24 protein-coding genes are annotated in these 24,677 nt (G+C 66.2%); 11 read left to right on the forward strand and 13 right to left on the reverse strand.

Going from position 1 to position 24,677, the window contains the following annotated elements; all coding sequences use genetic code 11:
• Positions 1-37: 37 nt before the first annotated feature.
• Genes G342_RS0108990 through G342_RS0109000 form a run of 3 tightly spaced genes read right to left on the reverse strand, consistent with a single transcriptional unit; the run spans position 38 to position 3,069 of the window.
• Entirely contained in the window at positions 38-682 is a 645-nt protein-coding gene (locus tag G342_RS0108990) for a ThuA domain-containing protein (protein ID WP_018182799.1), read from the reverse strand.
• A 25-nt stretch (positions 683-707) separates the two neighbouring features.
• A complete protein-coding gene (locus G342_RS0108995) occupies positions 708-1,805 on the reverse strand; it encodes a Gfo/Idh/MocA family protein (protein ID WP_018182800.1) in 1,098 nt (365 codons plus the stop codon).
• 46 nt (positions 1,806-1,851) lie between these two features.
• Complete coding sequence (locus G342_RS0109000; protein WP_018182801.1) at positions 1,852-3,069, reverse strand: ROK family transcriptional regulator; 1,218 nt, start codon at positions 3,067-3,069, stop codon at positions 1,852-1,854.
• A gap of 203 nt (positions 3,070-3,272) precedes the next feature.
• Here G342_RS0109000 and G342_RS0109005 point away from each other — a divergent pair, with 203 nt between their 5' ends.
• From G342_RS0109005 to G342_RS0109015, 3 genes are all read left to right on the forward strand, one after another.
• Positions 3,273-4,538: an ABC transporter substrate-binding protein gene (locus G342_RS0109005; protein WP_018182802.1), complete on the forward strand. Its 1,266-nt coding sequence runs from the start codon at positions 3,273-3,275 to the stop codon at positions 4,536-4,538.
• 89 nt (positions 4,539-4,627) lie between these two features.
• Positions 4,628-5,530 carry a carbohydrate ABC transporter permease gene (locus G342_RS0109010; protein ID WP_051094181.1) on the forward strand — a complete coding sequence of 301 codons (903 nt, stop codon included), beginning with the start codon at positions 4,628-4,630 and terminating at the stop codon, positions 5,528-5,530.
• A 70-nt stretch (positions 5,531-5,600) separates the two neighbouring features.
• On the forward strand, positions 5,601-6,422 hold the full coding sequence (locus tag G342_RS0109015; protein WP_026304272.1) for a carbohydrate ABC transporter permease: 822 nt from the start codon (positions 5,601-5,603) through the stop codon (positions 6,420-6,422).
• A 48-nt stretch (positions 6,423-6,470) separates the two neighbouring features.
• Here G342_RS0109015 and G342_RS0109020 read toward each other — a convergent pair whose 3' ends face one another.
• Positions 6,471-7,985, reverse strand: coding sequence for an MFS transporter (locus G342_RS0109020; protein WP_018182805.1), 1,515 nt, complete (start codon positions 7,983-7,985; stop codon positions 6,471-6,473).
• Between the two features lie 87 nt (positions 7,986-8,072).
• On the opposite strand from G342_RS0109020, the gene G342_RS0109025 reads away from it, so the two are divergent.
• A complete protein-coding gene (locus G342_RS0109025; protein WP_018182806.1) occupies positions 8,073-8,615 on the forward strand; it encodes a TetR/AcrR family transcriptional regulator in 543 nt (180 codons plus the stop codon).
• A 56-nt stretch (positions 8,616-8,671) separates the two neighbouring features.
• On the opposite strand, the gene G342_RS0109030 is transcribed toward G342_RS0109025, so the two are convergent.
• From G342_RS0109030 to rocF, 7 genes are all read right to left on the reverse strand, one after another.
• A complete protein-coding gene (locus tag G342_RS0109030; RefSeq protein ID WP_018182807.1) occupies positions 8,672-8,932 on the reverse strand; it encodes a DUF2171 domain-containing protein in 261 nt (86 codons plus the stop codon).
• Between the two features lie 92 nt (positions 8,933-9,024).
• Positions 9,025-9,828: an ABC transporter ATP-binding protein gene (locus tag G342_RS0109035; RefSeq protein WP_018182808.1), complete on the reverse strand. Its 804-nt coding sequence runs from the start codon at positions 9,826-9,828 to the stop codon at positions 9,025-9,027.
• Entirely contained in the window at positions 9,825-10,547 is a 723-nt protein-coding gene (locus G342_RS0109040; protein WP_018182809.1) for an ABC transporter permease, read from the reverse strand. Before G342_RS0109040 ends, G342_RS0109035 begins: the two co-directional genes overlap by 4 nt.
• Complete coding sequence (locus G342_RS0109045) at positions 10,547-11,266, reverse strand: ABC transporter permease (protein ID WP_018182810.1); 720 nt, start codon at positions 11,264-11,266, stop codon at positions 10,547-10,549. The genes G342_RS0109040 and G342_RS0109045 overlap by 1 nt, the downstream gene beginning before the upstream one ends.
• A gap of 348 nt (positions 11,267-11,614) precedes the next feature.
• Positions 11,615-13,078, reverse strand: coding sequence for an MATE family efflux transporter (locus G342_RS23675; protein WP_083931166.1), 1,464 nt, complete (start codon positions 13,076-13,078; stop codon positions 11,615-11,617).
• Between the two features lie 2 nt (positions 13,079-13,080).
• Positions 13,081-14,151: an ornithine cyclodeaminase gene (locus tag G342_RS0109055; protein WP_018182812.1), complete on the reverse strand. Its 1,071-nt coding sequence runs from the start codon at positions 14,149-14,151 to the stop codon at positions 13,081-13,083.
• Between the two features lie 5 nt (positions 14,152-14,156).
• On the reverse strand, positions 14,157-15,077 hold the full coding sequence (gene rocF, locus G342_RS0109060) for an arginase (protein ID WP_026304274.1): 921 nt from the start codon (positions 15,075-15,077) through the stop codon (positions 14,157-14,159).
• Between the two features lie 124 nt (positions 15,078-15,201).
• Between rocF and G342_RS0109065 the strand changes: the two genes are divergently transcribed.
• Positions 15,202-15,639, forward strand: coding sequence for an Lrp/AsnC family transcriptional regulator (locus G342_RS0109065; protein ID WP_026304275.1), 438 nt, complete (start codon positions 15,202-15,204; stop codon positions 15,637-15,639).
• A 97-nt stretch (positions 15,640-15,736) separates the two neighbouring features.
• Here the strand turns inward: G342_RS0109065 and G342_RS0109070 are convergent, their stop codons facing one another.
• The gene (locus tag G342_RS0109070) at positions 15,737-16,624 is read right to left on the reverse strand and encodes a LysR substrate-binding domain-containing protein (RefSeq protein WP_018182815.1); all 888 of its coding nucleotides are present in this window, start codon (positions 16,622-16,624) and stop codon (positions 15,737-15,739) included.
• Positions 16,625-16,902: 278 nt separating this feature from the next.
• On the opposite strand from G342_RS0109070, the gene G342_RS0109075 reads away from it, so the two are divergent.
• The 6 genes from G342_RS0109075 (at position 16,903) to G342_RS25230 (ending at position 22,914) form a co-directional block, all read left to right on the forward strand.
• Entirely contained in the window at positions 16,903-17,763 is an 861-nt protein-coding gene (locus G342_RS0109075) for a transporter substrate-binding domain-containing protein (RefSeq protein WP_018182816.1), read from the forward strand.
• Between the two features lie 80 nt (positions 17,764-17,843).
• On the forward strand, positions 17,844-18,944 hold the full coding sequence (locus G342_RS0109080; protein WP_018182817.1) for an NAD(P)/FAD-dependent oxidoreductase: 1,101 nt from the start codon (positions 17,844-17,846) through the stop codon (positions 18,942-18,944).
• Between the two features lie 52 nt (positions 18,945-18,996).
• A complete protein-coding gene (locus G342_RS0109085; protein WP_018182818.1) occupies positions 18,997-19,293 on the forward strand; it encodes a (2Fe-2S)-binding protein in 297 nt (98 codons plus the stop codon).
• Complete coding sequence (locus tag G342_RS0109090) at positions 19,290-20,747, forward strand: FAD/NAD(P)-dependent oxidoreductase (protein WP_018182819.1); 1,458 nt, start codon at positions 19,290-19,292, stop codon at positions 20,745-20,747. The genes G342_RS0109085 and G342_RS0109090 overlap by 4 nt, the downstream gene beginning before the upstream one ends.
• A 13-nt stretch (positions 20,748-20,760) precedes the next feature.
• A complete protein-coding gene (locus G342_RS0109095; RefSeq protein ID WP_018182820.1) occupies positions 20,761-21,912 on the forward strand; it encodes an NAD(P)/FAD-dependent oxidoreductase in 1,152 nt (383 codons plus the stop codon).
• 39 nt (positions 21,913-21,951) lie between these two features.
• Complete coding sequence (locus G342_RS25230; protein WP_018182821.1) at positions 21,952-22,914, forward strand: succinylglutamate desuccinylase/aspartoacylase family protein; 963 nt, start codon at positions 21,952-21,954, stop codon at positions 22,912-22,914.
• A gap of 60 nt (positions 22,915-22,974) precedes the next feature.
• Here G342_RS25230 and G342_RS0109105 read toward each other — a convergent pair whose 3' ends face one another.
• Entirely contained in the window at positions 22,975-24,654 is a 1,680-nt protein-coding gene (locus G342_RS0109105) for a hypothetical protein (protein WP_018182822.1), read from the reverse strand.
• Positions 24,655-24,677 lie beyond the last annotated feature (23 nt).

Genomic DNA, 24,677 nt, shown 5'->3' on the forward strand with positions numbered 1-24,677 from the left:
ACGTCGCTCCGGACGCGGCCCGCGGATGAGACTTATATCAGCGCGCGGCCCAGAGCAGGCCGCGGCGCATGATGGTGTTCATCTCGGGGACCTGAAACTCGCTCGCGACATGGCCGAGCGCGGAATAGAACACCCGCCCCTCACCATGCTTGCGCTTCCAGACCACCGGCATGACGACGCCGTCGATCCAGTAGGCGTGGTCGCCCTTGAAGGTGGTCGTCGCCAGCACCTCGTTCGAGGGGTCGACATGCATGTAATACTGCTCGGAGCGGTACGGGAACCGCGTCGGCAGGCCTTCCATCAGCGGATCGTCGGGCCGGGTCACGTCGACATGGTAATCGATGATGTTGCCGGGGTGTGCCACCCACTGGCCGCCGACCATGAACTGGTATTCGACCGCCTCGCGGAACGCGTCGCCCATGCCGCCGTGATAGCCGGCGAGGCCGACGCCGCCCTGCACCGCCTTGGTCAGATTGAGAAGCTCCTCCTTCTCGATCTTCGACATGGTGTAGATCGGCACGATCAGGCTCATGTCGGCGATCGCCGGGTCGGCGAAGGCCTCGGTCGAATTCTCGACATAGACCTTGAAGCCTTCCTCCTCCAGCATGCCCGCGATGATGTTGGCGCCCTGCTCCGGCTCGTGGCCGCTCCAGCCGCCCCAGACAATCAATGCCTCGCGCATCGTCTCTCTCCCTTATGTTCTATTCTCAGAGCGCGCCGATGACTGTGCCGACCGCCAGGGCGGCGGGCCGTTCGGGCCGGCTCTCGATCGTGACGTGCTCGCCCGTGTCGGACGAACGCTGGAACGCCTCCATGACCTCCAGCGCGTGGAAGGCCAGATCGCCGCTGGCGCGGTGCGGCCTTCCCTGCCGGATCGCCTCGGCCATGTCGGCGACGCCGATGACGCGGAAATTGCCGTCGGCATAGCCATGCTCGGTCGGCACGGCGTGCCAGTCGTCGGAGGCCGTCGCCAGTTTGATCTCGCCGCCAAAATGGTTCGGATCGGGCACGAGGATCGAGCCGGCCGAGCCATAAAGTTCGATCGGGCTGTGCTGGTGGCGCGGCACGTCGAAGCTCATCGCGATGGTGACGACGGCGCCGGAGACGAATTGCAGCGTGCCGGCGACATGGGTCGCCACCTCGACCGGGATCTTGGTGCCGTTCAGCGGCTCGCTGGTGACCAGGCGCTCGTCGCGCAGCTTGGTGGCGACGCCGGCGACGCGCGCGACCGGACCGAGCAGGTTGACGAGATCGGTCACGTAATAGGGGCCCATGTCGAGCATGGGTCCGCCGCCGTCGAGATAGTAGAAACCGGGATTGGGGTGCCAGCGCTCGTGGCCCGGGCACATGAAGAAGGCGGTGCCGGCGATCGGCGTGCCGATGGCGCCCTCGTCGACCAGCTTGCGGCTGGTCTGGTGGGCGCCGCCGAGGAAGGTATCGGGTGCGCTGCCGAGCCGGACACCCTTCGCCTTCGCGGCGGCGACCAGCTTGCGCGCCTCGGCCGTCGAGATACCGAGCGGCTTCTCGGAATGGACATGCTTGCCGGCGGCGACGGCCTTGAGGCCGACCTCGACATGCGCCTTCGGGATGGTGAGATTGACGATGATTTCGATCGAGGGGTCTGCCAGCATCGCGTCGATCGACACGGCGTTGAGGCCGAACTCGCTCGCCCGGGCGCGCGCCGCATCCTCGTTCAGGTCGGCGACGCCGCGAATATCGAGGATGGGGAATCCCGCCGCCGCCTTCAGATAGGCCGCGCTGATATTGCCGCAGCCGATAAATCCAATTCCTACCCGCTCAACCATCTCGCGCTCACTCCCAGATGCGATTGATTTCTTGTTCGGCCGTCGGTCAGCGATGGACGACTGGCCCCGTGGTGTTCCAAGGCGCGCCATAGAGGTCGCGCAATGTCATGGCCGCGGCGCCCCGGGCCCAGATGTCGTCACTCCAATGGTGAACGACGATCTCGGAAACATCGGCCAGGCTCGGCGGCAGCAGCTCGGCAACGGTGCGCCGGATCGGCCCGACCAGGGCCTCGCCAGCCTCGAGCGCGGCGCCGGCCAGGATGACCTTGGGCGGGGCGAACAGCGTGATCAGATTTGCGATGGCAAAGCCGAGCGAACCGCCGGCCCGTTCGAGCAGATCGAGAATGCGCGGCTCGCCTCCGGCGGCGAGTTGCAGGATCTTCTCCATGCCGCGACCGAGGCGAAAGGCGTGCGCATGCTCGCCGCCGGCGAGGATTTCCTGCGCTTCCGCCAGGATGCTGGCCTCGGAGGCGGCCTCGGCGAGCCGCGTCGAGCCGTTGCCGTTCGGCGGCCGTACCATCAGGTCGCCGAGATCCGGGCTCAGGCCGTTGGCGCCACGGAACAATTCGCCATTGTGCATGATGCCAAGGCCGAGGCCGAGCTCGACCGAAATGACGAGAAAATCATCAAGGCCGCGCGCTTCGCCGAACCAGTGCTCGGCCAGCGTGACCAGGTTGACGTCGCTGTCGATCGTCGCCGCGACCCCGCTCAGCCGCGTCGTCAGTTCCGCCGCGAAGGGTACGTCGCGCTCGCCGAAGATCGGGCTCGCCCGGCAGACGCCGGCGATGCGCTCGACGACGCCGGGCAGGCCGACGCAGACGCCCGAAACCTGCTCGATGGTGAGGCCCGCATCGGCGATCGAGCGGCGAATGCCGTCCTCGACCAGATCAGCGATGACGGATACCGGCTGCCGCTGCAGGCGGATCGGCAGGACCAGGCTCGACAGCAGATCGGCGCGGAAATTGGTCGTCGCAACGGTGATCTGGTCGAGCGCGAGCTTGACGCCGACAACATAGGCGGCGGCCGGATTGAGCTCCAGCATGACGCGGGGCCGCCCCCGGGCCGCGTCGCGAATGCCGCCGAGCTGATGCGTGATGATCAGCTGATCGTCGAGCAGCGCGCCGGTGATCGCCGACACCGTCGTCGCTGAGAGTTGCGTGCGATCCGAGATCTCGACGCGCGAGATCGGACCGAACCTCCGGATCGCGTCCATCACGTGGAAGCGATTGATGGCACGCATCAATTCTGGATCGGCTGTCTTCATTTGCAGGGGAACCATTTATTCCGGGTCAGGCAGTTATTCACGCCGGAACAGGTGTCTGTCAACGCCGGATTCCGCGCTGCACCGCAGCAATTATGAGCTTCCCTTGACAGCGCCCCCAGAACGGGAACAGATTTAATCCGCATTGTTTATTAAACAAGCGCCGGTGGGAGGAACCAGCCGGCGGCCGTCTGGGAGGACAATCGATGAAGTTCAGAACGCTCTTCGGCGCGGCCATCGGGCTTGCGCTCTCCGCCACCACGGCACTGGCCGACGTCACGGTAAAATGGCTGCATCTGGAAACCGACCCGGTCACGCTGTCGGCCTGGGACGACATCATCAAGCAGTTCGAAGTGTCGCATCCGGGCGTCAAGGTGCAGACCCAGTTCCTCGAGAACGAGGCCTTCAAGGCCAAGCTGCCCACCTTGCTGCAGTCGAAGGATGCGCCGCATCTGTTCTTCTCCTGGGCGGGTGGCGTGCTGAAGGCGCAGTCGGAGACGGGCGCCATACAGGACCTGACTGCGCTGATGCAGGCCGAAGACGGCAAGTGGCAGAAGAGCTACAACCCGGCATCGGTCGCCGGCCTGACCTTCGACGATAAGATCTGGGCCGTCCCCTACAAGATGGGCACCGTCTCGTTCTTCTATAACAAGGAACTGTTCCAGAAGGCCGGCGTCGACGCGGACAAGATCCAGACCTGGGACGACTTCCTGGCCGCCGTGAAGACGCTCAAGGACGCCGGCATCGTGCCGATCGCCGGCGGCGGCGGCGAGAAGTGGCCCCTGCACTTCTACTGGAGCTACCTCGCCATGCGAAATGGCGGCCAGGAAGCCTTCAACGCGGCCAAGGCCGGCGAAGGCGACGGCTTCAAGTCCGAGCCCTTCGTCAAGGCCGGCGAGCAGCTGAAGGCGCTCGGCGCGCTCGAGCCGTTCCAGCCGGGCTATCTCGGCACCAAGTGGCCGCAGGCGCTGGGCGCGTTCGCCGACGGCAAGGCCGCGATGATCCTCGGCTTCGAGGCGACCGAGAAGAATCAGGCCAACCAGGCAGCCGACGGCAAGGGAATCGCCACCGCCAATCTCGGCCGCTTCCCCTTCCCCGCCGTCGTGGGCGGCGCCGGCAAGGTCACCGACACGCTGGGTGGCCTCAACGCCTGGGTCATCAGCAAGGACGCGCCGAAGGAGGCCGTCGAGTTCGCCGCCTTCCTGACCAATGCCGACAATGAGCGCCTGCAGGCCGAGAAGGGCATCATGATCCCGGTCGCCATCGGTTCCGAGGACGGCGTCAAGGATCCGCTGGTCGCCCAGTCGGCCAAGCAGCTCGCCGCCTCGACCTGGCATCAGAACTACCTCGACCAGGATCTCGGCCCGGCCGTCGGCCGCGTCGTCAACGACGTCTCGGTGGAAATCGTCTCCGGCCAGATGTCGGCGGAAGACGCCGCCCAGCAGATCCAGGACGCCTGGGAACTCGAATAGCGGTCCCGCGCCTTCTTGCGCCGCCGCGGCTTGCTTGCCGCGGCGGTCGATCCTTTCCAGTCGGAGATATCGGGCCGATGAGCCAGACGATGATCGGCGCGCGCGCGCAAGGCCGCGGCGGACACAACAGGATCGGCGGCACGCTGCCTGTCCTGATCCTGTTCCTGCCACCTGCGCTGCTGGTATTCACCCTCTTCGTCATCCTGCCGATGGGCGAGGCCGCCTGGTACAGTCTCTATGACTGGAACGGCTACGGCCTGCCCGAGAAGTTCATCGGCCTGAAGAATTTCGAGCTTCTGTTCCGCAATGGCGCGTTCCGCCAGGCGCTGGCGAACAACGCGCTGATCATCGTCATCTCGCTCGCCATCCAGCTGCCGCTGGCGCTGTGGCTGGCGACCATGGTCTCGCACCGCATTCCGGGCGCCGTGTCGTTCCGGCTGATCTTCTTCATGCCATATGTGCTGGCGGACGTGGCGGCCGGCCTGATCTGGCGCTTCGTCTATGACGGCGACTACGGCCTGTTCGCCGCGATCGCCTCGTTCTTCAGCGTCGCCTCGCCCTATGTGCTGGCCGACAAGAACCTCGCCATCTACGCCGTGCTCGGCGTCATCGTCTGGAAGTATTTCGGCTTCCACATGATGCTCTTCATCGCTGGCCTGCAGTCGATCGACAAAAGCTATTACGAGGCGGCCGAGATGGACGGCGCGACGCGCTGGCAGCGCTTCCGCAACATCACGCTACCGCTGCTAGCGCCGACGATCCGCCTCTCGGTCTTCTTCTCGGTGATCGGCTCGCTGCAGCTCTTCGACATGATCATGCCGCTGACCGGCGGCGGCCCGTCGAACAGCACCCAGACCATGGTCACCTTCCTCTATTCCTACGGCATCACGCGGATGAAGGTCGGCTTCGGAAGCGCCGTCGGCGTCGTCCTGTTCATCATCTGCGTCACGCTCGCCTTCGGCTACAAACGGATTTTCATGCGCAATGACTGAGCAAACCCTCGTCGTCGCAAAGCCCGCCGCCGTCCGGCGCGCGCGCCGGGACATCTTCTCGAAGCACAGGATGAGCTTCGTCACCTGGCTCTATCTCTATGCGAGCCTGTTCCTCGTCGCGGCGGTCGTCCTGCTGCCGCTTCTCACCACCGGACTGGGCGGCTTCAAGACGCTCGGCGACCTTCGCGTCAACCCGTTCGGCCTGCCGGCGCAATGGATCTGGAGCAACTATCTCGATATTCTCGGCAGCACCCGCTACTGGCAGATGCTGGCCAATTCGCTGATCATCGCCGTGCTGACCGTGGTGCTGACGCTCGCCGTCGCCGCCATGGCGGCCTTCACCTTCGCCCATGTGAAGTTCTTCGGCTCGGGCTTCCTGCTCAACTATTTTCTGATCGGCCTGATGTTCCCGGTCGCCACCGCCATCCTGCCGCTCTTCATCCGCATCCGCGATCTCGGCCTGCTCGATACCTATTGGGGCGTCGTGCTGCCGCAGGTAGCCTTCGGGCTCGGCATGAGCATCATGCTGTTCCGCAAGTTCTTCCAGAACGTGCCGCATGAATTGTTCGACGCGGCGCTGGTCGATGGCTGCGGCTACATCCGCTATTTCTGGCACATCACCCTGCCGCTCTCGCGGCCGATTCTGGCCACGGTCGGCATCGTCGCTTTCGTCAACTCCTGGAACAGCTATCTGCTGCCGCTGATCCTGCTCAACACCGAGGGAAAATATCCCTGGCCGCTCGGCATCATGGTCTATCAGGGCGAATATTCGACCGACTGGCAGCTGGTGCTCGCCTTTATCACACTCACCATCCTGCCGACGATCATCGTCTTCTTCGCCGCCCAGAAGCACATCGTCGCCGGCCTGACGGCGGGCGCGGTTAAGGGCTGAACGACCGACAAGCAGAGGGCGCGCCGGATATCCCGGCGGGCCCTTTGATCAATGTCCGACGGCGACGCCCCCCGCTCCGGCGGTCCCCTCGTTGCGCAGGGCCACGAAGACCACGACGGACAGTGCCGCGATCAGCGCCGCCGTCACCATCAGAACCGAGGCATGGGCGCTGGCGAAGGCCGTCCGCGCCGTCTGGGCGATCATTTCGCCCTCCGCGCCGCCGATCTTCTGCGCCACCACCATCGCCTCGCCGATCGAGTGGGCGGCGACGCCCGCCTCCCCCGCGAGGCCAAGGCCGAAATTGCTGCGGTAGATTGCGCTCAGCAGCACACCGAAGAAGGTGATGCCGAGACCGGCGCCGAGTTCGTAGCCGGTGGCCTCGAGCGATCCGGCGGCACCGGCCTTGTCGACCGGCGCGGCGCCCATGATGGCGGCAGACGACGCCAGCAGGCCGACGCCGAGCGCGAAGCCGAGCAGCGCCATCAGGCAAGCAATGACCACGTCGTCGCCGCCAATGTTCGACTGACTGATGCCGAACAACGCCAGGGATGCGGCGGCGAGACCGACCGTGCCGAGCCAGCGCAGACCGAAGCGGCCGGCCAGCTTGCCGGCGATCGGCCCGGCAATGGCCGAGGCGACGACGAGCGGCATCATGAACAGGCCGGCCTGCAGCGGCGTCCGGCCATAGACATATTGCAGCTCCTGCGCCAGCAGCAGCTCGAAGCCGGCGAGCGAGCCGGATGCGACGAAGGCCATCAGCATGCCGACCGAAATGGCCGGCTTGCGGAACAGCGTCAGGTCGAGCAGCGGCTCGGCGGCCGCGACCTGCAACCGGCCGAACCAGGCCATCAGGCCCAGTCCCAGCGCAAGGAAGCCGAAGACCCAGACCGAAGGTCCCGCCTTGAAGCCGGACTTTACCGCGTAGACCGTCGCGATCAGGCCGGCGATCAGCAGCAGGGCATGGCCGATCTTCCAGCTGCCCTGCGCCGCGACCGGACGGTTCGGGATGAGAAAGTACACCGCCGGTAGCACGACCAGCATGACAGGCACATTGATGAGGAACACTGACCCCCACCAGAAATGCTCGAGCAGGAAACCGCCCGCCAGCGGACCGATGGCAGCGCCAGCCGAGGCGACCGTGGTCCAGACGCCGAGCGCAAGGGCCCTTTCCTTCGGATCGTCGAAGGCTTGCCGGATGAGCGCCAGCACGCTTGGAATGATCATTGACGACCCGATGGCGAGCAGGACGCGCGCCAGGATCAGCATCATCGCGGTCTGAGAGAAGGCGGCGCAGACCGAGGCGGTGCCGAAGATCGCCAGTCCGGTCAGCATCAGCCGGCGATGACCGACGCGGTCGCCGAGCGTGCCCATCGGCACCAGCAGACCCGCCATGATCAGCGGATAGATGTCGATGATCCAGAGGATTTCCGTGCCGCTCGCCCCCAGGGCGACGGTCAGAGACGGGACGGCGATATGCAGGATCGTCATGTCGACGACGACTGGCAGGAACGCCAGGATCACCGCGGTCAGTACCAGCCAGCGATTGCGCGGCGCGATGGACATTGTCTTCTCCTTTCCGGGCCGCAGGGATTGCCGGCGCGCGGGCGCGGAGATATATATCCGTCCAGACGGTATTAAAAGAGAAAAATCATGGGCAGACGACCAACCATCGATCGCGAGGCACTGCTGGACGCCGCGGACCGGGTGATCGCCAAGGTAGGCGTCATCAACCTGACGATCGACGCCGTCGCCCGCGAGGCCGGGGTCAGCAAGGGCGGCGTGCTCTATTCCTTCGGCACCAAGGACGCCCTCATCGAGGCGATGCTGCAGCGGGCCGGCGCGTCGTATGAGGGTCTCGTCGCCGACTATATGGCGGGCCGCGGCGACGAGCCCTTCGTGGCCGCGTCGGCCCATATCGACGCCAGCCATCGCGAAGACAGGATGGCGGGCGCCCGCGCCAGCGCCCTGCTCGCCAGCCTCGTGCGGTCGCCGGACTACCAAGGCGAGATCCAGGGTTCCTACAAGGAACTGTTCGGCAAGATCGATACCGGCACGGCCGAGGGACGCAGGGCCCTGACCGCGGTGCTAGCGGCCGAGGGAGCCTTCCTGCTGCGCGGTCTGGGTCTGGTCGACATCGAGAACGACGATTGGGACGCCATCTTCGCGGACATCAAGGCGATCATGCCGCGCTGAAAGCGAAGGGCCCGCGCGATGGCAGGCCCTTCCCGACTGGTTCGAAATCGAAAGCGCTACTCGGTGGAAGCGCCGCCCTGCTCTTCCTCGAAGGTCACGGCGACATCGGCATTGGCGGAAAGCCGAACCCGGCCGTTCTCGATATCCGCCACCAGCGCCAGCGGAATGAAGTGATGGTGGCCGGCATGCGAACCCTCGCCGCTATCGCGCTTGGTCAGCTTGATCCGGTCGCCCTCGACACCGTCGACCGTCCCGACATGGACGCCGTCGGCTCCGATGATGTCCGCATGTTCCTTGATCCGTGCTGCATCGAACATTGGATACTCCTCTGTTGCGAAGGACAACGCGGAAGTCGGCGCTTGGATGCGCATGGAGGGCGGCATTCCACCCCGCTCGCGCGCCTCACATGTCAGCGCACCAGGAATTGCCGGAAACGTTCGGACCGGCTGCCGCCGAAGACGTCGTCGGGCGAACCCTCCTCCTCGACGACACCCTTGTGCAGGAACACCACCTTGTTGGAGACGTCGCGAGCGAAGCCCATCTCGTGCGTCACAACGAGCATGGTCCGCCCCTCCTCCGCCAGCGCCCGCATCACGCGCAGCACTTCCCCGACCAGCTCCGGATCGAGGGCCGATGTCGGCTCGTCGAACAGCATGACGCGCGGCCGCTGGGCCAGGGCGCGGGCGATAGCGGCGCGCTGCTGCTGACCGCCGGAAAGATGCGCCGGATAGTGGTCGGCCTTGTCGGCGATCCCGACCTTGGCCAACAGCTCCCTCGCCTCCTCGATACACTCGGCCTTCGGGCGTTTCTGGACATGCACCGGTGCCTCGATGACGTTTTCCAGGATCGTCATGTGCGACCAGAGATTGAAGCTCTGGAACACCATGCCGATGCGCGAGCGCAGCCGGTCGACCTGGAGACGATCCGCGGGTTGCGGGCCGGTGCGCGTCTCCTTCAGGCGAATGACCTCGCCGCCAATGGCGATCTCGCCGCCATTCGGCACTTCCAGCATGTTGATGCAGCGCAACATGGTCGACTTGCCGGAGCCGGACGAACCGAGAATGGAGACGACGTCGCCGTCATGTGCGTCCAGCGAGACGCCCTTGAGCACCTCCAGCGCGCCGTAGCTCTTGCGCAACTGGCTGACGCGGACGGCCGGCACGCTTTCGGCGACCGGGGCGAGGGAAGCGTTCTGCGACTGCAACATGTTCATGCCGGGCCTCCTTGCTCGACGACGGCCGGCGCGGGCGCGGACCTCAGATGCGGCGTCAGCCAGTGCTCGAGAGCCTGGATGATCCGCGTGATGACGAAATTGATGATGAGGTAGATGGCGCCGGCGACGATGAAGACCTCGATGGCGCGATAGGTCTCGGAAATCAGCTTGGCGGCGAGACCCGTCACTTCCATCAGCGTAATGACGGAAGCGAGCGCCGTCGCCTTCACCATCAGGATTACCTCGTTGCCATATCCCGGCAGCGCCTGGCGGATCGCCAGCGGCAGCACGATGCGACGGAAGACCTGAAACCGGCTCATGCCGCAAGCCCGCGCCGCCTCGATCTGCCCGGCGGGCACCGATTGCAGGCCGCCGCGGATGATCTCGCTGCCATAGGCGGCCGTGTTGAGCGTCAACGCGATCACCGCGCACCAATAGGGCTCGCGCAGGATCGGCCAGAGCACGCTATGGCGAAGGGCCGGGAACTGGCCGAGGCCGTAATAGATCAGGAAGATCTGCACCAGAAGCGGTGTCGAGCGGAAGACGAACACGTAGACCCGCGAGATCCAGGCCAGCGGCCGGATGCCCGACAGGCGCGCTAGCGCCAGCAGCAGCGCCAGGAAGACGCCGAGTACCACCGAGGACAGCGCCAGCTTAAGGGTCAAGGGAACGCCGGGCAGCAGCGTCAGCAGGGTCTGACAGAGGAAGGGAAAATCCATCACACTCTCCTCAGGCCGCGCGTGAAGCGCTGTTCGGCACGCTGCAAGGTCCAGCCAGAGACCGACGAGATGACCAGATAGAGGATCGCGGCGGCGAGGAAGAAGGTGAAGGGCTGGCGCGTCGAACCGGCGCCGATCTGCGCCTGACGCAGGATCTCGACCAGGCCGGTGACCGAGATGAGTGCCGATTCCTTGAGCACCAGCTGCCAGACATTGCCGAGCCCCGGCAGCGCGAAGCGCAGCGACAGCGGCACGATGATGCGGCGGAACACCAGCGCCCGCGACATGCCGATGGCGACGGCCGCTTCGATCTCGCCGCGCGACACAGAGCGATAGGCGCCGCGGAAGACTTCGGTGTGATAGGCGCCGGAGACGATGCCGATTGCCAGCGCACCTGCCAGAAATCCGGGCAGGCTGAGAAAGCCCGTCGCACCGAACATCCGGCCGATCGGCGTCAGCACGGCGCTTGATCCGAAATAGAAGAGATAGATGACGAGAAGGTCGGGAATGCCGCGCAGGACCGTGGTGTAGCCATCGGCGATGCCGCGCGTGATCCGGCCGCCGGCGATCTTCGCCCAGGCGCCCAGCGCGCCGACCATGGCACCGAAGACGAAGCCTGTCAGCGCGACGGCGATGGTCATCGCCGCCGCCTTGAACATGGCCGGCCCCCATCCGCCGGGACCGAAACTGAAGACGGTCAGTAATCCAAACTCGTTCATGTCGTGTTCCAGTGGTGGAGGCATCCGGCCGGAGCGGCGGCAACCCAGCGGGGTCGAGCTCCGAGACAGTCCGATCGCGGCAAGCGGAATGTCATTCCGCCGGCATCGCGCCGATTGCCGAACCCGGCAGGCGTCGCATCCTCGGACGCGCCGCGGCCGTTTTCTCGGCTATGGTCATCACACCCGTTTCCCTGTTGTTTCGAGCCGCGCAGCAGACGACCATTCTTCGGAATGAACCATCCGGTTTCACCCAAGGCAAGGTTCAGGCCATTCGCCGCCCCCTCCTCTTGCCACTGCCTCCTGTCCAATGCCCCGCCCTCCCCGGCAGTCGATACGTGAAACCGCGTCTCAGTTCGCCTCGGCGGGCGCGACGCTCGCCCCTTCGCCAAATGGCCCGACGATCGCAGCGCCTTCGCGGTCGCCGGCCGCGCGCAGCCGCCTGGCAAGGCTCGCCCAGCGCAGGCCCATCAGGACCGCGACGACGCCGAGACCGAGCGCCAGCCCCATCCAAACGCCCTTGCCCTGCAGGCCGAAAACGAAACCGAGGATCAGGCCGGCCGGCAGCCCCAGCCCCCAATAGCCGAGCGCTGCCAACAGCATCGGAATGCGGGTGTCGTGCATGCCGCGCAGCATGCCCGCCAGGACGCCCTGCGCGGCATCGGCGATCTGGAACAGTCCGGCATAAAAAAGGAACTGGGTGGCATAAAAGATCACGCCGACGCTCGCCGCCGCGTCCGAGCCAAGGAAAATCCGAGCGATGGTAGCCGGGATCGACACCAGCATCGCGGCCGTGCCGACCGCGAACACCAGCGCCATTCCAAGCGCCGTCCAGCCGGCGCGCGCTGCCCCCTCGGCATCGCCGGCGCCACGGGCCCTGGCAATCCGGATCGTCGCCGCCTGCCCCAGTCCGATCGGCACCTTGAAGGCGAGCGACACAACCTGCATCGCGATCGAATGCGCCGCCAGCTGCTCGACACCGAACCGGCCGACCGCCAGCAACGCCGCATAAAAGATGCCGGCCTCGAAGAAGATGGTAAGGCCGATCGGCACGCTCATCTGCCAGAAGGCGCCGAAGCCCTGCGTGTCGAAGCGCCACGAGCGCTTGCTCCAGGCGATGCGCCGCGTTCTCCTGTCGGCTCGCACCACGCCATACATGCCGGCGAGCAGCACGATCGAACCGCAGAAGGTCGCCGCACCCACACCCGAAAGACCGAGCGCAGGCAAGCCGTAGCGGCCCGGGATCAGCAGCCAGCCGACGCCCGCATTCACCGCCACGCCCAGCGCGACGACCATCAGCGTCGAGGCATTGCGGCCGGTCGAGCCGACAAAGGCCCGGATCAGGCGAAACGCCAGATAGGGCAGCAGCGACCACATCAGCGGCCGCATCACCGACTGGGCGGCGTCGGCCACCGCCGCCTCCTGCCCGAACATCAGCGCAATCGCATGGACGTTCCAGAGGATCGGCCAGACCACCAGGCTGCAGAGCAGGATACTGAGAAAGCCATGATCGAGCACACGACGGATCGCCCGGACGTTCGAACGCCGGCCGCCGATCGCGCTGCTGATCAGGGCCATCGCCGCCGCGTCCAGCCCGCCCAGCACGCTCATCGCCAGCGTCACCATGCCGATCGACAGCGCCGCGCCCGCCAGCTCGACGGCGCCGATCTGGCCGACCAGCGTCAGATTGGTGACGGCGAAGGCGTTCGGCGCGATGTTGGTGAGCATCAGCGGAACGGCCAGCTGAGCCGTCGCGACGACGTCGCGCCACGCCGAACGCGGCACCGCTCCTGCAAGGCTCGAGGGTGGCGCCATGTTCACGTCGCGGCGGCAGCCATGCCGCCGGCGGCCAGCGGCGAGGATCGCATCAGCATGCCGAAGAGATCCCTGGGGTCGTCGGGATCCGCGATGAGGTCGAGTTCGTCATAGGCGCCCGTGTGCAAGATCTGCTGCTGCACATAGCGCAGAGCCGAGAAGTCCTCGATGGCAAAGCCAACGGAATCGAACAGGGTGATTTGCCGGTCGTCGCGCCGCCCTTCGGCCGAGCCGGCGATGACCTGCCAAAGCTCCTGTACCGGATGATTGCCGGCAAGTTGTTGGATTTCGCCTTCAACCCGTGTCTGCGGCGGATACTCCACAAAAATATCGGAGCGGACAAGGATGTCGCGATGCAGTTCGGTCTTGCCGGGGCAATCGCCGCCGACCGCGTTGATGTGGACGCCGGCGCCGATCATGTTGTCCGACAGAATAGTCGCATACTGCTTGTCGGCGGTCGCGGTCGTGATGATCTGCGCTCCCTCGACAGCGACAGCGGACGATTCGCAGGTCGTGACCGTGAAGCCGCGGGCCCGCAGATTCGCGGCGCATTTCGCGGTGGCGGTGGTGTCGATATCGAACAGGCGGACCCGCTCGATTCCGAGCAACGCCTTGAAGGCGAGCGCCTGGAATTCCGATTGCGCGCCATTGCCGATGATCGCCATGCAGGCGGCGTTCCTCGGCGCCAGATACTTCGCCGCGACGGCCGAGGTCGCGGCGGTCCTAAGCGCTGTCAGGATGGTCATTTCGGACAGAAGGACCGGATAGCCCGTGGCGACATCGGACAGCAGGCCAAAGGCCGTCACCGTCTGCAGTCCCTCGCCCGTGTTCCCGGGGTGGCCATTGACGTATTTGAAGCCGTACAGCGTTCCGTCGCTCGTCGGCATCAGTTCGATCACGCCCTCGACGCTATGGGCGGCGATGCGCGGCGTCTTGTCGAAGCTCGGCCAGCGGCGGAAGTCCGCCTCGATCGTCGCCGCCAGCTCCACCAGGAAGCGCTCGACCCCGATGGCATGAACCAGCTTCATCATGCGATCGACGCTGACGAACGGCACGACGTTGAGTTTGCTCATCGGGATCAGCCTGCCTTGAGGGAAAGGGGAAGGATACGCCGGCCGAACAGGCTCGCGGCGAGGTCGACGACGAGGGAGGCCGTGCGGCCGTCGACATCGAGATCGGGATTGAGCTCGACGAGGTCGAGGCTGGTGACCAGCCCGCTCTCGAACAGGAGCTCCATGACGAGATGCGCCTCCCGGTAGGTCGCGCCGCCCGGCACCGGTGTGCCGACAGCCGGCGCGATCGCGGGCTCGAGAAAATCGACGTCGAAGCTGACATGCAGCAGCCCGTCCGCCGCCCGAACCCGGTCCAGGAACGCCTCGAGCAGCACGGCCATGCCGCGCCGGTCGATCTCGCTCATGTCATGGATCGTCACACCGCTGGCACCGAGCGCCCTCGCCTCGGCCGGGTCGACGCTGCGAATGCCCAGCGCGCAGATCCGCGCCGGATCGACCGGCGTCGCAAGCGGCGGAAAATACCCCTCGAAGCCCGGCAGCCCGCAGGCATAGGCAAGCGGGACCCCGTGCAGATTGCCGCTCTCGGTGGTGTCCAGCGTGTGGAAATCCGGATGGGCATCGAGCCAGAGGACGAAGAGCGGACGACCGCTTTCGGCGGCGCGCCGCGACAGTCCGGTAAGCGTGCCCGCCGCGACGCTGTGATCGCCGCCGATGAAGACGGGAAAGCCCGTCTCGCTCGCCGCATGCGCGGCGGCGGCGATGGCGGCGGTCCAGGCGCTCAGCTCGGCCAGCTTCCGCACCGCCGGATTGGCATGGGCGATCGCCGGCAGCGGTCCCGGCCGCACAACGCCGCCATCCAGAACCTGATGCCCGAGGCTCGCCAGCGCCTGCGCCAGCCCGGCCGCTTCCAGAGCCTCCGCGCCGCGGGCACACCCCTCGCGGCCCGTTCCCTCATGCACGGGAACCTTGATTATCTTGCACTGCATCATCGCCTCGCTTCGTCCGACAAGGAGGATCCTCGCGATTCGCGGCAGGCGAAAGCAGGCAAATTGCATTATTTGCAGAGAGTATTTATCATTATGGCAAGTCAGATTATCCGAATTGGCAATGATGGATACGATCGATCATCAACTCATCACCCGGCTCCGCCATGACGGCCGGCGCAGCATCTCGGATCTGGCCGACGATCTCGGCCTCACGCGCGCCACGGTTCGCTCACGGCTCGACCGACTGGTGAAGTCCGGCGAGATCATCGGCTTCACGGTGATCCTGCGATCGGATGCCGTGGACCTGCCGGTGCGCGGCATCATGCTGATCGAGATCGGCGGCCAGATCACCGATACCGTCATCGCGGCGCTAAGCGGCTTTCCGGAGATTTCGAGCGTCCACACCACCAATGGCAAATGGGACCTGGTGGTCGAGATGGGCACGTCGGATCTGATCGAATTCGACAAGCTGCTGCGCCAGATCCGCCTCATCCCCGGCATCATCGGCAGCGAGACCAATCTGCTGCTGGCGACACCGCGCAGCGTCAAGGCGCGGCTCTAGATCATGTCATCATCCTGGAAACGCTGAAATGATCTAGCTGTCGTGTGTGGTCGCGCTTTCTTCACGCGAACCGGTGTCCACTTCGCTCGAAAGCGCTCTAGGCGAACTGCTCTTCGAGATAGAGCCGCAGCTCCAGCTCGAAACGCTGCTGCAGCAGCGACGAGACATGCGACCGGCTGCGCGTCAGATAGACATGGCAGGGCACGCGCGGCTCGAACGGCCGGATGGCGATCAGGCCGCGCCAGCGCTCCGCTGCGAACGGATCGACGATCGAGATGCCGAGCCCCTCGGCAACCAGCGCGCAGGCCGAATCGCCGAAATGCGCCTCGAAGCGCGGCTCGACCCGAACTCCGGCCTCGTCGAGGCTGCGCTCCACCGCCTGGCGCGAGCCGTCCTCCCGCCCCATCGCGATGAAGGTTTCGTCGCCGATATCCGCCGCCTCGATCCTGTCTTTCTGGGCGAGCGGATGCTGCAGCGGCAGCACGCAGACGGACGCCGTCTCGAAGATCAGATCACAGCTCGTCGCCGGGTCAATCACCGGCATCGCCATCAGCCCGATGTCGACCTGCTTGCTGGCGGCAAGCTCCGCGATGCGCACAGAGGCCTCCGGCATCAGCGCCAGGCGAAGCTTGGGATGGCGGCCGGCAAAGCCGCTGATGAAGCGGGGCAGCACGATGCTAGAGAGCGCGGGATAGGCGCCAACGATCAGCCGGCCGGCCTCCAATTGCTGGATGTCGCCGGCAAGCCGCCGCAGCCGCATCATCCCCTTGACGATCTGGCCGGCCTCCTCGTGCAGCAATTGCGCCTCGGCGGTCGGCACCAGCCGCCCCCTGCGGCGGACGAACAGCTGGATCTTGAGCGTGTGCTCGAGATTGGTGATGTGGGCGCTGACAGAGGGCTGCGAGATACGCAGGAGGTGGCTGGCCCCGATGACGGTGCCGGCTTCCATCACGGCCCGAAACGCTTCCAGCTGCCTGTAGTTCATGAACCGCGATCCCCGTTCGCATCGAAGCTATAGGATAAAGCTATCAACTGCGAAGCTTTTCATATTTGTCAGCGGCGCTGGAATGCGCTTGGATCGCCGGTGTTGTGCAGGACTTCCAGCCGACCGACGCGGTGATCGGCCACCGCTTCACCACAACGAATGCAGCTCGCAGGCAGAGCGCGGGGACCATCGATCGCTGTCGGCGCAAAGCGTCGACCAAGCCAGGAAACCTGACCGCGCGCCGGCGAATTCATCAAAAACGAGACCAGAGGGTTCTGATGAAGATCGTAAAATGGACGGGCCTCGCGGCCGGTATCGTCATGATGCTGACGGGCGCGGCCAGCGCCGACGACGCCGCGCAATGGGGCAAGATCCGCATTGCCACGGAAGGTGCCTATGAGCCGTGGAACTACACTTCGCCCGACGGCAAGCTGATCGGGTACGAGCTCGACCTGGCGGAAGAGCTCTGCCGCCGGATGCAGTCGGAATGCGAGATCGTCGCCCAGGATTGGGACGGCATGCTGCCCGCCCTCAATGCCGGCAAGTTCGACGCCATCATGGCCTCGATGGGCGTCACGCCGGAGCGCCAGAAGGTCGCGGCCTTCTCAGAATCCTACACCAAGGCGCCCAACACCTTCATGACGCTGAAGGACAGCCCGATCGCGACCGCGCTCGGCGCCCAGATCGACTACAATCTGCGCAAGGACCCCGAGGGCGCGCAGAAGGCGATCAACGCGATGGCCGAGCCGCTCAAGGGCAAGATCCTCGGCGTCCAGGGCTCCTCGACGGCCGCCGCCTTCGCCAATGCGATGCTGAAGGACGTCGTCGAGATCCGCGAATACAAGACCGTCGACCAGCACAATCTCGATCTCGTCGCAGGCCGCATCGACATGGTGATGGCGAACATCACCGTCCTGAAGGCGTCGATGAAGCAGCCGGACCTCGCCGACGCGACGCTGGCCGGCCCGACCTTCGTCGAGGGCGTTCTCGGCAGCGGCACGGCCAATGTCGCCATGCGCCTGGACGACGTCGCCCTCAAGGCGAAGTTCGACAAGGCGATCCAGGAGGTCAATGCCGACGGCTTCAACAAGAAGCTGACCGAAAAGTGGTTCGGCGCCGACATCACCCCCAAGGACTGAGTACGATAGCGACGAAGCCCTGATCCGGCGGGCGGAGCCACCTCCGTCCGCCCCTCCCTACCATCGGAAAATTTGATAGCATGACCCGCTTCATCGTCGTCGGCGCCGGCATCATCGGCGTATCCATCGCCTATCGTCTGGCCGCGGCCGGCAACGCCGTCACGATCCTCGAGCGCGATCATATCGGCGCTGGCACCAGCGGCACGAGCTTCGCCTGGACCAATTCGAACGAGAAGACGCCGCACAACTACCAGCAGCTCAACGTCTTCGGATTGCGCGCCCACCGGGCCCTGGAAAACGAGTTCGGCGCCCGCCCCTGGTATCATGGCGGCGGCGCCGTCGAATGGCGCACCGACGCGAAGGAAGCGGCGGAACTCAGCGAGCGCGTCGAGCGCCTGGTCGGCTGGGACTATCCGGCCGAATGGATCTCGACGGCCGAGCTGCATCGTCTGGAGCCGGCCCTGGCGGCCGATGCGACCGGCGACGCCAGGATCGCCTATTTCCCAGAAGAGGGCTGGGTCGATCCGCTGGTCTATGCCGAGTACTTCGTCGAGAAGGCACGCGCCCTCGGCGCCAAGGTCCGCCGCGCCGAAGTCACGGGCGTCGTTCTCGAGGGCACCACGGTCAAGGGCGTGACCACGGCGGCCGGCGAAACGATCGAGGCCGATTTCGTCGTCAACTGCACCGGCCGCTGGGCGAGCGACCTCTCCAGCGACAAGCGGCTGCAGATTCCACTGGCGCCGACCATCGGCCTTCTCGTCGTCACCAAGCCTGCTGCCGCCGGCGTCAAGCGCGTCATTCGCACCTCGGGCGTCAATTTCCGTCCCGACGGCGCCGGCCGGCTGATGCTGCAGAGCGAGCATGACGAGCCGAAATTCACCCTCGACAGCCGCCCCGACGAGACCTACCCGGTCGCCGTCGAAATGATCGAGCGCGCCGCGAAGCTCTATCCCGACCTCGCCGGCGTCAAGCCGGAGGCAATGCGGCTGGCGTTGCGGGCGATCCCCGCCGACCAGGTCAGTGCGGTCGGCCCGGTCCCCGAGATCAGCGGCTACTACGCCGCCGTCACCCATAGCGGCGTCACGCTCGCGCCCTGGCTCGGCCAGGTCGTCGCCGAGGAGCTCACGGGCGGCAAGAAGACGGCCATTCTCGAGCACTTCCGGCCCGCCCGCTTCTTCTGACGGGCCCGCCTTCGCCCGCGGGCGGCGGCCTCCCCTCCTGCAGAGACCGACCATGTTCAGACGGCTTCAGGCGGATGCGCCATCCGCGACGATCTTCTTTGGCGATCAGGCAATCCCCTGCCAGGCCGGCGACAGCGTCGCGGCGGCGCTGCTGGCAGCCGGCATCGAGCGGTTCCGTTCGACGCCCGTCAGCGGGGCCGACCGCATGCCCTATTGCATGATCGGCAACTGCTTCGATTGCCTGGTCGAGATCGACGGCCAGGCCGATCGCCAGGCCTGCCTCGTGCCGGTAGTCGACGGCATGCGGGTCCGCCCGCAGGAAGGCACAGGAAGGTTCGACACGCCATGACGGTGAAGGCACGGGAAACCTGCGAGCTCGCCATCGTCGGCGGTGGTCCGGCCGGCCTCGCCGCCGCGACGCTCGCCGCCGAGCTCGGCGTCGAGGCGGTGTTGTTCGACGAACAGCCGACGCCCGGCGGCCAGGTCTATCGCAATGTCGAGGCGACCTGCCGCCGACAGGACGACCTGCCGGCCTTCCTCGGCGCGGACTATCGTGGCGGCCTCGCTTTGGTCGAGCGCTTCCGCGCCAGCGCCGCCGCCTACGAGCCCATGAGCGCGATCTGGCAGGTCACAGCCGGCGGCAAGCTCGGCGTCTCGCAGCGGGGCGAGGCCTATCTCACCCAGGCCCGCCGCGTGATCCTGGCAACCGGCGCGATGGAGCGTCCGTTCCCGATTCCGGGCTGGACGCTGCCGGGCGTCATGGGCGCCGGCGCGGTGCAGACGCTAATGAAGGCGTCGGGGCTGGTCCCCGACCGGCCGACCGTCATCGCCGGTTCCGGGCCGCTCATCTATCTCGTCGCCTATCAGCTGATGCAGGCGGGTGCGCCGTTGCAGGCGATCGTCGATACTTCGGCACAGCCCTTGATCCGTTCGGCCTTCGCAGCACTCCCCCATCTTAGCGGCGCCGCCGGCGAGCTGTTCAAGGGGCTCACCTGGATCGCCGCCCTGAAGGCGAAGCGGATCCCCATGCTGGCGGGGCGCAACCTCGTCGCCGAGGGCACCTCGCGGGTCGAGGCCGTCAGTTTCGAAGCCGACGGTCGCCGGCAACGCCTCGCCACCTCCTTGCTTCTGCTGCACGAGGGCGTGATCCCCAACATCCAGATCACCACCAGCCTGCGTTGCCGGCACGAGTGGGATCCGGCGCAGATGGCCTGGCGGCCGGCGACGGACGAATGGGGCGCGACCAGCCTCGACCCGATCGCCATCGCCGGCGACGGCGCCGCCATCCGCGGCGCCAAGGCGGCCGTTCCTCTCGGCCGGCTCGCCGCCCTCGACGCCGCCTGCCGGCTCGGCCATATCGCGGAAGGCGAACGCGACGAGCGCGCGGCCCCCGAACGGGCGGCGCTGGCGCGGCAACACAATTTCCGCTCGTTCCTCGACCGCCTCTATCGGCCGATCGAATCCGTCCGCCCGCTCGACGACGCGACGATTGCCTGCCGTTGCGAGGAAGTGACGGCCGGCGACCTCCGCGAGCTGATCGACGACGGCTTCACCGATCTGAACCAGCTCAAATCCTTCAGCCGCTGCGGCATGGGCCAGTGCCAGGGCCGCATGTGCAGCAACACGGTCGGACGCGTCCTGGCCGAACGGCTCGGCACCGGCATGGCCGAGGTCGGTCACTACCGCCTGCGTCTTCCGGTCAAGCCGCTGCCGATCGAACAGCTCGCCCTGCTCAAGAATGCCGACCGCAATTCCAAGCCGATCCTGCCTGTCGTCGCCGGCGACCCCAGCCAGCGTATCTGATCAAGGACGCGACATGATCAAGACAGACGTTATCGTGATCGGCGGCGGCATTCATGGCTGCTGCACCGCGCTGCACCTCGCGCGTCGCGGCCTGCGCCCGATCGTGTTGGAGAAGAACACGGTCGGCCGCCACGCCTCGGGGGTCAATGCGGGCGGCGTCCGGCAGCTGATGCGCCATACGGCCGAGATCCCGCTGTCGATGGCGGCGATGACCGCCTGGGAGAACCTCGACGACCTGCTCGGGCCGGAACTGGCGCAGAATTGCGAATTCATCGGCGGCGTCGGCCAGATCGGCCTGGCCGAAAGCGCCGACGAAATGGCGTGGTGCCACACGCGCGTCGCCGAGATGCGGGCGCTCGGCTATGATTTCGAGGAAGTCATCGACGTCGCGGAGCTGAAGCGCCTGGTGCCATCGGTCGCCGACATCTGCCGCGGCGCTATCATCTCGCGGCGCGACGGCCACGCCAATCCGTTCCGCACCACGCAATCCTTCCGCCTGCGCGCCGAAGAGCTGGGCGCCCGCATCTTCGAACGGACGCGGGTGACGGGCCTTGAGCAGTCCGACGCCGGCTGGACGGTCACAACGAACAACGGCGTGTTCCAGGCCGAGACGATCGTCAATTGCGGCGGCGCCTGGGCCTGGCAACTGGCTGAAATGGTCGGCGAGCATCTGCCGAAGTCGCATTTCGCCTCGACGCTGATGGTGACGACGCGGATGCCGCGCTTTATCGATCCGGTGGTCATCGGCATCGATCGGACGCTGTCGTTCAAGCAGACTGAAGCCGGCACCGTCGTCATCGGCGGCGGAATTCTCGGTGATCCCCAGCTCGACGCGGAGACGGCCGACACCGTGGCCGACCGCATGGTCGAAAGCGCCGAGACCGTCTACGAGTTCTTCCCGATCCTGCGCAAGGCCACCATCGTGCGCAGCTGGGCCGGGCTCGAAGCGTTGATGCCGGACGTCATCCCGGTGATCGGCCCGAGCCGCGTCGCCCCCGGCCTCTGGCACGCCTTCGGCTTCTCCGGTCACGGCTTCCAGCTGGGGCCGATCGTCGGGTCGGTCCTCGCCGATCTCATCCTCGACGGCAAAAGCCCGATCCCCATCACCGCCTTCAGCCCGGAGCGCTTCACGCCGGAAGGCACGCTCCGGTCCGCCTCGCACTAGCGAGCGCGCCGTCTCCCTCCATCCGAAAGGGCCGACCTCATGCTGCAGCCGATCGACTTCGACAAAGCCGGCAAGACCTTCCACGACATCGTCATCCCGACCGAGGCGGGTCCGGTGTCCGCCGGCCGGCTCTGCGTGATCAACAACGGTCCCGGTCCGCGCGTGCTGGTCGTCGCCGGTATTCACGGTGATGAATACGAGGCGCAGCTCAGCCTGCACCGGCTCGTCGCGGCCATCGACGCCGAGGCGGTCCGTGGCCGCCTGATCCTCATCCCGGAGGCGAATTTCCCGGCTTCGAGCCAGGGCGCGCGCTGCGCGCCGTCGGACGGGACGAACATGAACCGGACCTTTCCCGGCAATGCATCCGGCACCCCGACGGAACGGCTGTCGCATTTCCTCTTCCATGAGGTGCTGCCGCAAGTCGACCTGGTGATCGACGTCCATTCCGGCGGCCCGACCTACAAGGGCGAGGCGATCGCCTTCGCCTTCCACACGCCCGAATGCGCCGTCTCCGAGCCGCAGGTCGTGGCGATGATGGAAGCGTTCCGCCTTCCCTACATCACCTATCAGGACGGCATCTCGTCGACGCTGGTCGGCGCGGCGGCGGAGGCCGGCATCGCCGCGATCGAACTCGAGGGCGGCGGAACGACCCTGGTCCATTCCACCGTCGCCGACGAATTCCTCGTCGCCCTGCAGGAGGGGCTGAAGCATTTCGGCGTCCTTGATGGCGCGCCGAAGGCGACCGGACGGTTATCACGGCATCTCGATGTCCGGCCGGAAAACATGTTCGAGACGGAGGTCGCCGGACTCCTCGAACATCACGTGGCGATGGGACAGAAGGTTGAAACGGGCACAATCGTCGCCGTCGTCTACCCCTTCGGCGCCTTCGACCAGGAGCCTCACCCGGTTCTCGCCAGGGCGCCGGGCATCGTCATCAGCCAGCGCTCGCTGCTGAGCGTGAAGCCGGGCGATTGCCTCGGCAATACGGGAACGCCCCGCTAGGCGTCACGACACGGCGGCGGAAGGGGCAATCCACGCCTCTTCCGCTCCGCATGCCGCAGCTCAACCGAGGCCGTTCAGCCTCGGGCGCAGGTTCCAGAGCCGAGCCGATGGAATCGAACCCGCATCCGACTTCAGGTGGACGCCACCGATCGGCAGATCGCTCTCGAACCGCTTGGTCGCGTTCTGCAGGCCGCCATCGGCATAGATCTCGAGCAGGCCGACATCGACGAAGACCGTGACCCGGGACAAGGTGGTCGTCCGGGTCAGGTAGCGCGGCACGACGCGATTGCCCGGCGGATCGAAGACGAGTTCCAGGGTCTGGCCGTCATAGGTGAGCGACATCCGATGGTCGGGATGCTCGAATTCCAGCGTGAACGGCGCACCGGCCTCGCCAAGCTCGATCTCGATCTCGCCGAGACCATCGCGAAGCGCCACCGCGCCGGCACCGGCGAGATCCGCCTCGGCGACATCCGTCCGCAGCTCCCGGACGCTTTCGACCGGCGGCATCAGCAACGCGCCATCCTGCCAGACGAAACGACGCGGCAAGGTCATGGCCGAGCGGAAATCCCGATCCTTGAAGACGTCGGTCCAGTTGGCCGCCCAGGAGATGCCGACCGGGCCGGAATGATGCTGGAAGGCCTGGATCGCGTAGCAGTCGGTGCCGAAATCGAGCTCGCGCCGCAGGATCGGCTCAAATGTGCGGCCGTCGAAGCGGCCGACAATGGCATAGCTCAGGTTGCGCCGGCGGGTCTGCTCATCGCGATAGCCGATCAGGCCGAAGAGCAACGCATGAAGGCCCTCTCCCTCGCCGTCGAGCGCGATCAGGCACGGGCACTCGGCCGGAACGCTGCGCGGCAGAGGCTCGCGATGCAGCACGTCGACAAAGGCCCAGCCCCCGGCGCCGTCGGAATCCGACGTCTCGTAGAGCAGGACCAGGCCAGCCTGATCATCGGCTCCGGCGACCAGCATCTTCCAGAGCCCGTCCGGGCCGCGGAAGACGTAGGGATCGCGAATATCCTTGCCGAAATTCGGGATTGCCGGCCGCGTCGTGATGATCGGCTGCGAGGGTCCCGGCGACAGCAGATCGTTGGAAACAGCGGTGATCTGCCATTCCTGGCTCGGCTCGCGGTCGTCCTCGCGGTCGGTATAGTAGATGCGCAGCGAGCCGTCCGCGCGCGGCACGGCCGAACCGGAGAAGGCGCCGCCCGTCAGGCGGTTGTCGGCGAGCAGATCCGCCCTCGGCTCGAGAAAGATCGGCAGATGCACCCAGTCGACCAGATTGCGCGACGCCGCATGGCCCCAGTGCATGGTGTTCCAGCGACGGGCGTGGGGATAGTGCTGATAGAAGAGATGCGTCCGGCCGTCGACCTCGCAAAGGCCGTTCGGATCGTTCATCCAGCCCCAGGCGGGCTGGAAATGCAGGCCGTAACGGGCATCGGCATTCCGGTTCTTTTCCGTCGCGCGCAGCAGGCGGATGCCGTCTTCCATGACGCGGGCCGGCGCATAGGCATAGGCGAGCGAAACCGCCGTCGCCGCATCGTCCCAGGCGAAGCGATAGATGCCGGCCGACGGAGCCTCGAAGACCGTGCGGGTGAAATCGTCGGAATGAGCGCCCGGCAGCACCGCCAGCTCCGCCCCGCCCTTCGCGACTCGAACCTCCGACAGCGCCGTCCGCGACGGCGCCTTCTGCCAGAGATGCACGATGTCGCCCGCGTCGAGCCCGGCTTCGAATTCGGTCATTGCAAGGTCTTCCATTGTCGCAA

The organism is Kaistia granuli DSM 23481, assembly GCF_000380505.1.
GTDB lineage: Bacteria > Pseudomonadota > Alphaproteobacteria > Rhizobiales > Kaistiaceae > Kaistia > Kaistia granuli.

Excerpts from the sequence above, each read along its gene's own strand:
- G342_RS0109105 (WP_018182822.1), bottom strand. The coding sequence starts at position 24,654 with ATGACCGAATTCGAAGCCGGGCTCGACGCGGGCGACATCGTGCATCTC.
- G342_RS0109070 (WP_018182815.1), bottom strand. The coding sequence starts at position 16,624 with ATGAACTACAGGCAGCTGGAAGCGTTTCGGGCCGTGATGGAAGCCGGC.
- G342_RS0109030 (WP_018182807.1), bottom strand. The coding sequence starts at position 8,932 with ATGTTCGATGCAGCACGGATCAAGGAACATGCGGACATCATCGGAGCC.
- G342_RS0109075 (WP_018182816.1), top strand. The coding sequence starts at position 16,903 with ATGAAGATCGTAAAATGGACGGGCCTCGCGGCCGGTATCGTCATGATG.
- rocF (WP_026304274.1), bottom strand. The coding sequence starts at position 15,077 with ATGCAGTGCAAGATAATCAAGGTTCCCGTGCATGAGGGAACGGGCCGC.
- G342_RS0109080 (WP_018182817.1), top strand. The coding sequence starts at position 17,844 with ATGACCCGCTTCATCGTCGTCGGCGCCGGCATCATCGGCGTATCCATC.
- G342_RS0109010 (WP_051094181.1), top strand. The coding sequence starts at position 4,628 with ATGATCGGCGCGCGCGCGCAAGGCCGCGGCGGACACAACAGGATCGGC.
- G342_RS0109090 (WP_018182819.1), top strand. The coding sequence starts at position 19,290 with ATGACGGTGAAGGCACGGGAAACCTGCGAGCTCGCCATCGTCGGCGGT.
- G342_RS0109065 (WP_026304275.1), top strand. The coding sequence starts at position 15,202 with ATGGATACGATCGATCATCAACTCATCACCCGGCTCCGCCATGACGGC.
- G342_RS0109000 (WP_018182801.1), bottom strand. The coding sequence starts at position 3,069 with ATGAAGACAGCCGATCCAGAATTGATGCGTGCCATCAATCGCTTCCAC.
- G342_RS0109095 (WP_018182820.1), top strand. The coding sequence starts at position 20,761 with ATGATCAAGACAGACGTTATCGTGATCGGCGGCGGCATTCATGGCTGC.
- G342_RS0109040 (WP_018182809.1), bottom strand. The coding sequence starts at position 10,547 with ATGGATTTTCCCTTCCTCTGTCAGACCCTGCTGACGCTGCTGCCCGGC.
- G342_RS0109045 (WP_018182810.1), bottom strand. The coding sequence starts at position 11,266 with ATGAACGAGTTTGGATTACTGACCGTCTTCAGTTTCGGTCCCGGCGGA.
- G342_RS0109035 (WP_018182808.1), bottom strand. The coding sequence starts at position 9,828 with ATGAACATGTTGCAGTCGCAGAACGCTTCCCTCGCCCCGGTCGCCGAA.
- G342_RS0109025 (WP_018182806.1), top strand. The coding sequence starts at position 8,073 with ATGGGCAGACGACCAACCATCGATCGCGAGGCACTGCTGGACGCCGCG.
- G342_RS0108995 (WP_018182800.1), bottom strand. The coding sequence starts at position 1,805 with ATGGTTGAGCGGGTAGGAATTGGATTTATCGGCTGCGGCAATATCAGC.
- G342_RS0109020 (WP_018182805.1), bottom strand. The coding sequence starts at position 7,985 with ATGTCCATCGCGCCGCGCAATCGCTGGCTGGTACTGACCGCGGTGATC.
- G342_RS0109055 (WP_018182812.1), bottom strand. The coding sequence starts at position 14,151 with ATGAGCAAACTCAACGTCGTGCCGTTCGTCAGCGTCGATCGCATGATG.
- G342_RS0109005 (WP_018182802.1), top strand. The coding sequence starts at position 3,273 with ATGAAGTTCAGAACGCTCTTCGGCGCGGCCATCGGGCTTGCGCTCTCC.
- G342_RS0109085 (WP_018182818.1), top strand. The coding sequence starts at position 18,997 with ATGTTCAGACGGCTTCAGGCGGATGCGCCATCCGCGACGATCTTCTTT.
- G342_RS0109015 (WP_026304272.1), top strand. The coding sequence starts at position 5,601 with ATGAGCTTCGTCACCTGGCTCTATCTCTATGCGAGCCTGTTCCTCGTC.
- G342_RS23675 (WP_083931166.1), bottom strand. The coding sequence starts at position 13,078 with ATGGCGCCACCCTCGAGCCTTGCAGGAGCGGTGCCGCGTTCGGCGTGG.
- G342_RS25230 (WP_018182821.1), top strand. The coding sequence starts at position 21,952 with ATGCTGCAGCCGATCGACTTCGACAAAGCCGGCAAGACCTTCCACGAC.
- G342_RS0108990 (WP_018182799.1), bottom strand. The coding sequence starts at position 682 with ATGCGCGAGGCATTGATTGTCTGGGGCGGCTGGAGCGGCCACGAGCCG.